The following is an 11,174-nucleotide window of genomic DNA, read 5'->3' on the forward strand; positions in this document are numbered from 1 at the left end:
ATTTTTTCGGCTTCATCGACCGCCAAAACGAGCAGGACGGCACCTCACATAACTTCGGTATCGAGCTTAAGCACTGGGGCGGCATTAGCGGCAGCCGCGGCACGAAGCTTCCTGAGTTTATGAGCGAGGAGGAGCTGAAGCGGTTTTTGGACGCGATAAATTTAAGCGAGTTCCCCTCCTTTGCGCATCGTAACCGCCTAATCGTAAAAATCATCGTCTACACCGGCATCCGCGTGGGCGAGGCGATAAATCTCAAGCGCAAAGATATCGCGCCGGAGGGCGATCTTTTCGTCATCCGAATCCGCGGCAAGGGCAATAAATACCGCATCGTAATGATCAAGCGCCACTTGATCGAGGAGCATCTAAACGCGCTGGAGACGAACTTTGCAAACAAAGAGGGCTATCTTTTCGTCACCAAAAACGGCGCGCCGCTCACGCAAGCATACGTCAGCGGCATCGTGGAGAAAATTTTAATGAGCGCGGGCATCCGCAAGGAAAAAAACGGCGCCCACATGCTGCGCCACACCTTCGCGACGATGCTTTACAAAAAGCAAAAGGACCTCGTACTCGTCCAAGAAGCCCTCGGCCACGCGAGCCTAAATACTTCGCGCATCTACACCCACTTCGACAGCGACAAACTGCGCCTTGCGGCGAAGGTCGCGGAGGAATTCGAAGAGTGAAATTTTAAAATTTGAGGTAGCGAGAGGCTTGCTTGAGCGAGATTTTTTTGAATTTCGTTTTGAGACGGCTTTAAAATCGTTTTTATGGAATATTTTACAAGAATTTCAGAATTTTATTTTGAAAAATTCTGAAATTTGTTTTTCATACTAGCATAACAGAACCTAAAAATTTTACCTTGCGAGCTTTAGAATTTAACTCGGCAAAATTTAAAATTAACGCGCGAGCCTTAGAGCTTGATCGCAAAAGAATCTAAAATTTTACTCTTTTGGAATATAGAATAATTTACTTTTTAGATTTTCTCATACGATTTTGCCTAAAATTCTAGATAAATTTAGTATAAAATTTCATTTAAATTTTGACGATACGGGATTTCATCCGAGGATTTTATAAGCAAAAGATAATCGACATATTAAGAGGTAGCGGATATAAAATTTATCTGCAAATTCCGCAAGGATGGAATTTATGATTTAAAATTTAAACCCTCGAAATTTTATAGTTTGATATGCCTTCAAATTCTCATCGCACCGTATTCGCCTTAAAATTAAAGACACAAAAGATTCTGCCACCAAAGTTTGCTGCGAAATTTACCGATGCGAAGCTTGCTTCGTAAACAGCGCAAGAATCATATAGGAATTTATAATAAAAATTTAAAGATACAAAATCCATCGGCATGACTATTTTTAGATTTATTTTACGACAGAAATCCCGCTCTTGCGAGCAGGATTTCATTTCTTAGGGGGATAAGAAAAGGAGTTTAGGCTAAATAAATTTAGCCCGAGATTTCGTCTAGCCACGGAATTCGCGGCAAAAAGGAGCAAAAAGACGAAATCTCGCGCAAAATTTTAAGCCAAGATTTAAGCGATCGGCTCGCGACAATAAACGAGATTTGCGACGGCTTCAAAAGCTATCGCAAAAATGCCGTGCCGCAAGCATCAAAATTAGACGAGCCTTTGTTTTTTGAAATACTCGCGCGGAGCCTTGCAGAGCGGACAGGCGCCCGGGGCTTTCTTTCCGCGATGGACGTGACCGCAGACCTCGCACACCCAAACTTCCTCGTCGAAACTCTCGAAAAAGCCCTCCTCTAGCAGGATCTTTTGAAGCTCGTTGTATTCGCGCTCGTGCTCCTGCTCGACCTTGCCGATAGCGTTAAAAAGGCGTGCAACCTCTTTTTTACCCTCTTCGGTCGCGATTTTAGCGAAGCTCGGATACATGTTCTCGTGCTCGTAGCGCTCTCCTGCGGCAGCGTCGAGCAGATTTTTATCCATCTTATCAAGCGGAATGCCTGCGGCTGCATGATGCGCCTTTAGCTCAGCTCTGGCATGCCATTTTTCGTTTTCGGCAGCCTCGTAAAAATGTCGCGCAATGGCGTGAAAGCCTGCCTCTTTGGCCAAATCGCCATAAAGATCGTATTTGTTGCGCGCCTGGGACTCACCTGCGAACGCCTTCATTAAATTTACCTGCGTCAGATCTTCGGTGATACATTTCATCGGCTCGCCACAGCAGCTAAGCGCACCGCCGCCTACTTTTTGCACCTCGACCTCCGCGCCGCATTTGTCGCATCTATAAGTTTCGTACTGTCTCATTTTAATTCCCTATCAAAATTTTTAGGGAATGATACCACGGCTACTATTAAATTTTACTTAATAAATTTTATTCTTCTCAATAAATTTATATTTTTGAGAAAATTTCAGCGTGAAATTTCCATCCGTAAAATCTAAATTTAAGGTTTTTCAAAGCAAATGGAATTTCAAGCGAAAGTGCTAACACTCGATCATCTAAAAATATGAAATTTAGTTTTCTGACTCATTTAGTCTACGATTTCAAGACGAGCCACATCATTGGAAATTTTTTAAAATTTGAAAGTTATCTCAAAAATAATTTGCTAATTTTGCCGCGCAGTCTTATTTCACGAGTATATGACAATGCTCGGCAAAAGTAGCCTTAAAATGCGCAACGAGCCGCCCAATTGTAATTATGAAGCGTTAAAAGCATAATTAAGGGCACTGCAGCATTACCATTTTGCCGCTATGATCAGTAATATCTGAAAATTTATGAACGTCAAATTCTAAGCCGCAAATCGAGCAAGGAGGGAATTTATCGACTTCCTTCTCGCCTAAAAGCGAGCAAATTCCGCCTATTGCCGGATTATGTCCAACGATAAATATGCATTCTGCGCTAGCTGCATTAAAATTTTGCATAACATCTGTGCTAGAAATTTCCACATTGTTGCAAGATATCGCATTATTTTCGCTAATGCTAGCGGGAATTTTAGCGCTCTTAAAAGCAGAATTTTCAGCGTTTGCGTCGCGATGTTTTTCGCTACTCAGACCAACCGCATTGTATTTTTCAACATTCACACCGCACCCAAAAAATCGTTTCTCATCCAAGCCGCGAACAAACTTTGCCAAATCCCATAAGCTTGCGTCATATAACTCTCGCAATGACGCTACCCTTTTTGTCGCGCCCAGCGCATTAGCGATAAGTTGCGCCGTATGGAGTGCGCGTATAGCCGAACTTGTAATAATCAAATCAGGCATAAGTCCCAAGCTACGCAGATTTTCTCCGAGTTTAATTGCGCAAAGTTCGCCCACACGGCTTAATGCCCGCTCAAAATCGCTTCCGTTGCCACTTTGCGCCTCGGCATGTCTTATAAAATATATCCGCTTCATCTGCATCCTTTCATAAAATTTTATGTATAATTTAGCGTTAAATTCTACAAAATTCTAAATTTTTTCTGGATCATTCCAAAACCATAACCGACCACAAATCCCGCTATGTGCGCATACCATGCCACATTTACGCCCATTAACATCGGCGCAAAGCTCATTATCAAAATCGCGACAAAAATCCCGCCCGCATTGCGTTCATCAAAATAAGCAATCACGCCTAAAAGCACGCAGATAGCGCCACTAGCGCCTACGATATTGACGATTTCTCCCATGCTCATGGCATAACGGATATAAATCAGACACAAAGCGCCACTCAGCAGCCCGCCTACGATGTAAAGTAGCGTAAATTTTATCCCACCGAACGCTCGCTCTAAAATCCCGCCGAATTGATACAAAATCGCCATATTCATCGCTAGATGCATCACTCCGCCGTGCATAAAAAATGAACTTAGTAGCTGCCACGGCATCCCCTCGAAAAAATACGGATTGAGCCCGAAAAACAGGTAGGACTTAAAGCCAAAAAAATATTCTAATGCGAATGAAATCACGAAAAATAGGACATTCGCCACAATGATCGCGAGAGTAAATTTGCCTGTTTGCATGAAACTCCTTAAATTTTTCACGCATAGTAGCAAAATTTTGATTAAATTAAAGGCGTCGTGTAATTTTATAGGCTCGAGATAAATTTCATAGATAAGTGTTGGCATCAAAATTTCGGCGAATAGTTTTAATTGCAAGCGCCTTATCAAAATAGCTGCGCTAAAATTTAGATATAGAGCTTTGAATTAAAATCTCCGTAATAAAATTTAGACCATAAATCTTTTTGAAAGCTTTACGTAATTTATAAAGTTTATCTGACGTAAATTAAAAAACAAACATGCCGTTAAATTTAATAACGATAAAATTTCAGCTATATGAAGCTATTTCGTAGAATTTTATGTATAATTATAAGTATAATTTCACTAAAAATAATAAAAATTTGAGTTCAAATTAATTCCAAAATAAATTTTAGAGTAAATATTTTAAATCCTTATTATATTACGCGTTAAAAATGCTAATTTGACTTGCTATAACAGCATCAAAATGAATTTTTATTCATAAGTTTTTGCTGCAGGAGTTTAAAAGCCATAAAAATTTTAAAATTTGATTAGAATTTTAGGAATTTAATAAATTCTATAAAGCAAGTCATAGCTAGAATTCCAAGCTAAATTATCTGCAAAATTTTACTTGAAATTTTAGAGCATAAATTAAACCGCCGCGAATTTTTAAAAGGTCTAACGAAATTTCATAAAATCTAATAAATTCCAAAAGTTATAAGAAATTTTTCAAAAAATACGGCGAAAGAATTTTCAAAATTCTAGTTATTCACCCGTCCGTATCCTGCGAAGCGGTTCGATGCTAGGCAGCTTATGCGGTCTTTGCCGCAGCGGACGATATAGCTATTTTCCATCTTTTGCCCCGCTACATGGACGTTTTTCTTATTTAAATTTACGAAGTCCGCTTGATTTCTACCGCGAGTATTGTGGACAAATTTCACGCGACCATCGGCATATATCTCGCGCACGATGCCGATGTGGCTGATCTCGTTGCTGATCTTGCCTTTATTGGAGCGCAAGGTGTTTTGAAAAAACACCAAATCCCCCACTCGCGGCGTATTGCTGAGTAAATTTCTACGGCTGTAATAATTATATATTGCTTGGGATTTGCGTCCGTTTGTGAAGTATTTCGGCAGATCTTTTGAGTTAAAAAATAGATCATCGTATTTATCATTTAGCACGGTGATAAATCCGCTGCAGTCCCCTCCCGCGCGAGTGCCGGTGTAATCGTCTACAGATGCGATTAGCGAGCGGTTAAACTCGCTTCCCGGCACCGAAGTTATTCCTTCTTCATGATCGTTTAAGACATACGCTTGCTGGCTGCCAGCAGACGGGGCTTTTGAGGAGCAACCGACCAGCAAAAACGCACCCAAAGCGCAAATAATTAGTTGTTTCATATAAAGATCCTTATAAAATTATGTAACGATTAAATTTGGGCGTAATTTTAGCGCCTGGCGGTAACAAAATGGTAACTTTAAAGCTAAATTCTGTATAATCGCCGAAATTTTACACGGAGAAATTATGCATTATCTACGAATTGACGGAGGCAAAAAACTAAGCGGCAGCGTCAAAATAAGCGGCGCAAAAAACGCCGCATTGCCGCTCATAGCCCTATCTATCCTTTCAAAAAACGAAGTTGTAATTAAAAATTTACCCGCAGTTTCCGATATCCACACGCTAATTCAGCTGCTTTCAAATTTAGGCGCAAAGTGCGAGTTTCTCGACGCCAACACCGCCAAAATCGATCCGCGCGAGGTAAACTCGACCAAAGCAATCTACGACATAGTGCGTAAAATGCGTGCTTCGATCTTGGTGCTGGGGCCGCTTTTAGCGCGGTTTAGACACTGTGAAGTAAGCCTTCCGGGGGGCTGCGCGATCGGCGCAAGACCGATCGATCTGCACCTTAGCGCGCTTGAAAAGATGGGCTCGGAGGTTAAGATCGAGCAAGGCTACGTCGTTTGCACCGCAAAAAAGGGGCTTAAGGGCGCGACTATAAATTTTGACAAAATTACCGTCACCGGCACCGAAAACATCGTGATGGCGGCGGCTTTAGCAAGCGGCACCACGCATATCATAAACGCGGCAAAAGAGCCCGAAGTGATCGCCGTTTGTAACGCATTAAAAAGCGCAGGCATCGACATAGAGGGCATCGGCACGAACGAAATCCTCATCAAAGGAAGCGGCGGCGAGCTTTTAAGCTTGAACGAAATTTCGATCATTCCCGATCGCATCGAGGCGGGCACCTATCTGTGCGCAGGCGCGATCACGGGCTCTCGTATCACGATCACGCACGCTTGCGCGGCTCATCTTGGCGCCGTGCTTGCAAAATTTGAAGATATGGGCTTTAAATTTGAAATTTCAAACGGTGGCGACGAGATCACGATCCTGCCCGCCTCAAAGATCAAACCCGTAGAGATCATCACGAGCGAATATCCGGGCTTTCCTACGGATATGCAGGCGCAGTTTATGGCGCTTGCGTGCATCTCCTCGGGCGTCAGCACCATCGACGAGAGGCTTTTTGAAAACCGCTTCATGCACGTAAGCGAACTTTCAAGAATGGGCGCAGATATCCGCTTAAACGGACACATCGCGACGATCAGCGGCGGCAAGCTAAACGGCGCGGACGTGATGGCGACCGATCTGCGCGCCAGCTCGGCGCTCGTTTTAGCCGCCCTTGCGGCGCGCGGCGAGAGCAAAATACATAGAATTTACCATCTAGATCGTGGATATGAGAGGCTGGAAGCTAAGCTTGGTGCGCTTGGTGTCGATATACAGAGGCTCGAGGAATGAAGACTTCGGAATAAAATCTTGCGCAAGCAAGCAAAGTGGAATTTTACACAAAACGCGTTTTAAAATGCCACGCTACGTAAGAGCCACGTAAATTCTATCAGCAGCAATGCATTAATCGCTAAAGCTAAGTGTAGCGAAATTTTAAAGGCAAATCTTGATATAATTTCAAGGATGAGTCTCTTTAAATTTAAATAGCAAGCTTTGGTAAAATTTAATGAACGAGCCGTGGTGGAATTTTTTAAGCAAATGTGGGTGGAATTCCTAGGGCAAAGCGGAATTTTACGAGCGATATGTTTTGAAATTTTAAGTAACGCTAGCAGCAAAATAAGGCAATTAAGCCTATGAAATTTCGCGCATTTGTTTGGGCAAAATTTAGCCTTGCAAGTTCCGGTGCAATACAGAATTCAAGGCTACGCAAGGTCTTAACTGTGCGAATTTTAAATGTAAAAAATGATAAAAAGGACTTAAAATGATAGGAATAAATGAGGCTATAGATTTGGCTACGGCTAGAATCACATCAAGCAAGCAGAGCGAAAAGGTACCTCTTCCCAGCGCTCTAGACCGCATCCTTTCTAGCGATATTTCTGCGATTAAAAACCTGCCCTGCTTCGATAATTCGGCGCTTGACGGCTATGCCTATGCGGCGGGCTTCAAAGACGAAGAGCTAGAGATCGTAGAGCCTACGATTTTTGCAGGAGATGAGAAATTCTACGAAATCAAGGCTACGCAAGCGCAAAAGATAATGACCGGCGCGCCAATGCCTGCGGGCGCGGACTCTGTTGCGAGGCTAGAGGATGTAGACGTGCAAGGTGGAACTCTAAAAATCCCTGCTTCCGTTCATGCCCACGACGGCTTTCGTAAAAAAGGCGAGGAGGTGCGCGTGGGCGAGCTTTTATTGCGCCGTGGCGAAATTTTAAACCCTGCTAAAATCATGCTTCTTGCCGCGCAAGGAATTTACGAAGTAAGCGCTTACGCGCGTCCTAAAATCGCCCTATTTTCCAGTGGAAACGAACTAAAAGAGCCGTGGCAGAGCGCAAGTGAGCGCGAAATTTATAACGCCAACTCTAGTGGTATTGCTGCATTGCTGCAAAAATACGGCTTTGAAAACGAGTATTTAGGAATTTTAAAGGATGATTTTAGCGCGGTGTGTGAGGCGCTAGATACTGCTACGCGTAAATTTGACGTGCTAATTACCAGCGGTGGAGCAAGTGCCGGGGAGGCGGATTTTATGCAAAGCGCTATGAGCGAACTTGGATTTTTGCAGGTTTTCGATCACATCGATATCAAGCCCGGCCGCCCCAGCAAGTGCTTCGCAAAAGACGGCAAATTCGTCTTTGCAATGGCGGGCAATCCAATGGCTGCTTTCGTGCTTATGCGCGCAGTCATACTGCCGATCTTATTTAAGCTTAGCGGCGCAAGCGAGGCTTTTAGCGCAGAAGCGGCGATCTATGCCAAGCTCGCAAGCGATCTGAAGCTAAAAAGCGGCAGAGTAAATTTAACCGTAGGCGCATATGAAGGCGGAGTTTTTACGCCTATGCCGTCGCCTTCTGGGCGCATCAGACCGCTGGCTGCGGCATCGCATTTTTTCTTGGCTGATCCCGAATGCGACAAAGTTCGCGCTGGAGAAATCGTAAAAATTTATGAAATTTAAGCGAGAAATTATTGACAAATGAAAATTTATAGGCTACAATCGCGCTTTATTTTTACCGCATGCGGGAATAGCTCAGTGGTAGAGCGCAACCTTGCCATGGTTGATGTCGCGAGTTCGACTCTCGTTTCCCGCTCCATCTTAACTTCAAATTTTAAAATTCCTTCCGCCGCGTTTGTTTTTAAACCGCAAAATTTCGATATGAAAGCCTTAAAATGAAAATTTTAGTTTGCGTAAGCGGCGCCAGTTTTTGCGAGATCGGGCTTGATCTGCTTAAATTTCTTGCTAGCTCGCCGCATGAAATCCATGCCGTGCTTACGCAGGGCGCGCGCCGCGTCCTGCGCGCCGAAAGCGGCATAGATGCGAACGAGGCTTTAAAATCCGCGGAATTTAAGAACGTAAAATTTTATCCCGACACCGATCTGGGCGCGCCGCTCGCTTCGGGCTCGTTCGGCATTGACGCCACAATCTTTGCGCCCTGCTCTATCGGCTCTTTGGCTAAAATTTACGGCGGGCTTTGCGACAGTCTAAGCACCCGCGCCGCTGCAGTCGCGCTAAAAGAGCACAAGCGGCTGGTTCTTGGCGTGCGTGAGATGCCGCTTTCTGCGATCAGCCTGCGTCAGATGAGTGAGCTAGCCGCACTCGGCGTCATCATCGCTCCGCCCGTGATCGCAGGCTACTGCGGCGTGCAAAATTTAAAAAATTTCATAATCGGCAAGTGGTGCGACGCTCTGGGCGTGCAAAACGAGCTATTTAAAAGGTGGCAATAATGCAAAACTCAAGAAAATGTATCTATCCGGGCACTTTCGATCCTATCACAAACGGCCATTTGGACGTCATCAAGCGCGCGCTGGGGCTTTTTGATGAAGTCATCGTCGCAGTCGCGCTCAACGAGAGCAAAAAGCCCTACTTCAGCCTAAAATCCAGACTAGAGATGGCGCGAGCCGCGACGCGCGGGCTTCGTGGCGTGAACGTGCAAAGCTTTGATAATCTGCTCGTGGATTTTGCTAAATCTTGCGGCGTGCGCTTCGTTATCCGCGGGCTTCGCGCGGTTAGCGACTTTGAGTACGAGCTGCAGATCGGCTATGCAAACGCCTCGCTATGGGAGGAATTTGAGAGCGTGTATTTGATGCCGACGCTTAAAAACGCCTTCATCTCAAGCTCGATCGTCCGCTCCGTTTTAAGCCACGGCGGCGATGTTTCGCACCTGGTGCCAAGCGAAATTTTAAAATTTTTAAAAAAATGAGCTTGCAAGCGATTAAAATTTAGCCTACAGGTGCGATTAAATTTAAAATTTACAAGCCACACGGGAGATAAAAATGAATAAGCAAATGGATGAGATAGAAAGACTGCGAACGTTTTTAAAAAGCGCGAGAGATGAATACAAAGCCTTAAATAAAATAGCCGAAGCGCAGGTCGTAAGCAGGCGCTGGGCGTCGGACGAGTATATTAATTTAGAGCCATTTTATTTTGAGTTCAACCGTTTCTCAAAAGGTAGAGTTTTAAAAGAAGCGCCTAAAAATATCGCAAACGCCTACGAATACGGCTTTGATGCGCAAGATCGCGTCGTTTTTGAAAGACAACATGACGGCAAAAAACATTTCTTTGAAAACCTTTATTTTTGGGGGAGGGACGAAGTTTTAAAATATCATTTCGGTTGCTACAATAAAAGATGCGTAGGATGCTTCAATATAAAAAGATTTATCTATGAGGATGGCGAGCTAAAGTCCATCTACTCGGCCTTTGACAACAACGCCTATGGGATAGAAAATTTTACTTACAAAGGCGGCAAACTCGCACAAAGACGGGAGTATGTAGAGCACCCTCGCGCAGGCAGAAGGAATGACGTAACAAACTATGAATTTGACGCAATGGGCGAGCTGAGCTTAATAACCGAAAATGGCTATGTGCGCTATCAAAAGCCCGATAAGGATATGAGCTACAAAAAGCTTTATGAGCTCGCCGCGCAAAGGCTGCTGCCCGCGATTAAAGAGACGATCAAAAAGCACGCGCCGAATTGCAAACTCTACTGCATAAATTTAGCTTGCGACAATAGGAGTTTGCCGCCGATCATCGGATTCGGCTCGCAAGAACAGCGCGCGCAGTGGCTTGCGCGAAAAGATGGCTGGCTTCTTTGGCTCGTTCCTGATTACGAGTTTCGAGCCGAGGTCGAAGTAGACTACGAAACGGCGAAAATTTTCGATCTTTTCAATCAAGAAACGCAGCTAAATGATAAATATGCGCAGGCTAAAAAGCTCATTTGGGAGTGCGTGAAGCAGCTCAAAGCAGGTCTTGGCGAATTTGCGCTCGACATGACGGATGATTTTACGATCACGGCTACCGATTGCGATCTTAGCGATCTGCGGAAAAATTTCATAGCAATAAATCCCGAGCCGATAAACGTATAGGGCAAAATTTAAAATTTCATCGTCGCGGTTTTATCATCGCGCGCAGCACTCGCCCGCCCCAATGCGCCCCACTCTACACGACGATGCCGCCCTGCTCCACCCGAAGTGCCGCCATTTCCGTCTAACGCCATCCGCTTCGCAAAGCACATATCCTGCTATGTATAATGGCTCCCTACCTCGCCCGACGTGCCATTTATCCGCACGCGCACCGTCTTTATCGACCGGTGCCCTGCTCCGCCCAGTACGCGTCCGTAAGCGCAAAATTTACTCGCCTGATGTCCTTGAGCGCTAAATTTAACTGCGAGCCGTGCCGTAAAGAGCACGAGCCGAGCAAAGCCCCGAAAAATTTTACGCCGAAAGATCTTTTTAACCGCGGCCTTTT

At 44.6% G+C, this 11,174-nt stretch carries 11 protein-coding genes and 1 tRNA gene; 7 read left to right on the top strand and 5 right to left on the bottom strand.

Translation table 11 applies throughout. The features are described 5' to 3' along the window. Nucleotides 1-680, top strand: a 680-nt coding sequence (locus Q0140_RS11560) for a tyrosine-type recombinase/integrase (RefSeq protein ID WP_297964739.1), incomplete at its 5' end; no start/stop codon positions are given. Between the two features lie 939 nt (nt 681-1,619). Here the strand turns inward: Q0140_RS11560 and Q0140_RS11565 are convergent. The 4 genes from Q0140_RS11565 to Q0140_RS11580 all read right to left on the bottom strand — a co-directional run bounded on the left by Q0140_RS11565 (nt 1,620) and on the right by Q0140_RS11580 (nt 5,343). Beyond that, nucleotides 1,620-2,264, bottom strand: a complete 645-nt coding sequence (locus Q0140_RS11565) for a ferritin family protein (RefSeq protein WP_297964741.1) — start codon at nt 2,262-2,264, stop codon at nt 1,620-1,622. Nucleotides 2,265-2,675: 411 nt separating this feature from the next. Next, nucleotides 2,676-3,350: a histidine phosphatase family protein gene (locus Q0140_RS11570; protein WP_297964743.1), complete on the bottom strand. Its 675-nt coding sequence runs from the start codon at nt 3,348-3,350 to the stop codon at nt 2,676-2,678. 44 nt (nt 3,351-3,394) lie between these two features. Beyond that, complete coding sequence (locus tag Q0140_RS11575; RefSeq protein WP_297964745.1) at nt 3,395-3,952, bottom strand: rhomboid family intramembrane serine protease; 558 nt, start codon at nt 3,950-3,952, stop codon at nt 3,395-3,397. A 755-nt stretch (nt 3,953-4,707) separates the two neighbouring features. Further along, nucleotides 4,708-5,343 carry an NlpC/P60 family protein gene (locus Q0140_RS11580; RefSeq protein ID WP_297964747.1) on the bottom strand — a complete coding sequence of 212 codons (636 nt, stop codon included), beginning with the start codon at nt 5,341-5,343 and terminating at the stop codon, nt 4,708-4,710. Nucleotides 5,344-5,467: 124 nt separating this feature from the next. On the opposite strand from Q0140_RS11580, the gene murA reads away from it, so the two are divergent. The 6 genes from murA (at nt 5,468) to Q0140_RS11610 (ending at nt 10,792) form a co-directional block, all read left to right on the top strand. Then, nucleotides 5,468-6,736 (top strand): UDP-N-acetylglucosamine 1-carboxyvinyltransferase, encoded by a 1,269-nt coding sequence (murA, locus tag Q0140_RS11585; protein ID WP_297964749.1) that lies wholly within the window; start codon nt 5,468-5,470, stop codon nt 6,734-6,736. A 469-nt stretch (nt 6,737-7,205) separates the two neighbouring features. Beyond that, nucleotides 7,206-8,387 carry a molybdopterin molybdotransferase MoeA gene (locus Q0140_RS11590; protein WP_297964751.1) on the top strand — a complete coding sequence of 394 codons (1,182 nt, stop codon included), beginning with the start codon at nt 7,206-7,208 and terminating at the stop codon, nt 8,385-8,387. Nucleotides 8,388-8,448: 61 nt separating this feature from the next. After that, nucleotides 8,449-8,523 (top strand) — tRNA-Gly (locus Q0140_RS11595). 76 nt (nt 8,524-8,599) lie between these two features. Next, nucleotides 8,600-9,154, top strand: a complete 555-nt coding sequence (locus Q0140_RS11600) for a UbiX family flavin prenyltransferase (RefSeq protein WP_297964753.1) — start codon at nt 8,600-8,602, stop codon at nt 9,152-9,154. After that, the gene (coaD, locus tag Q0140_RS11605; protein WP_297964755.1) at nt 9,154-9,630 is read left to right on the top strand and encodes a pantetheine-phosphate adenylyltransferase; all 477 of its coding nucleotides are present in this window, start codon (nt 9,154-9,156) and stop codon (nt 9,628-9,630) included. The genes Q0140_RS11600 and coaD overlap by 1 nt, the downstream gene beginning before the upstream one ends. A gap of 73 nt (nt 9,631-9,703) precedes the next feature. After that, nucleotides 9,704-10,792, top strand: coding sequence for a hypothetical protein (locus Q0140_RS11610; RefSeq protein WP_297964757.1), 1,089 nt, complete (start codon nt 9,704-9,706; stop codon nt 10,790-10,792). Between the two features lie 8 nt (nt 10,793-10,800). Here the strand turns inward: Q0140_RS11610 and Q0140_RS11615 are convergent, their stop codons facing one another. Next, on the bottom strand, nt 10,801-10,923 hold the full coding sequence (locus tag Q0140_RS11615) for a hypothetical protein (RefSeq protein ID WP_297964758.1): 123 nt from the start codon (nt 10,921-10,923) through the stop codon (nt 10,801-10,803). Between the last annotated feature and the right edge of the window lie 251 nt (nt 10,924-11,174).

It is taken from the genome of uncultured Campylobacter sp., from assembly GCF_938045405.1.
Classification (GTDB): domain Bacteria; phylum Campylobacterota; class Campylobacteria; order Campylobacterales; family Campylobacteraceae; genus Campylobacter_B.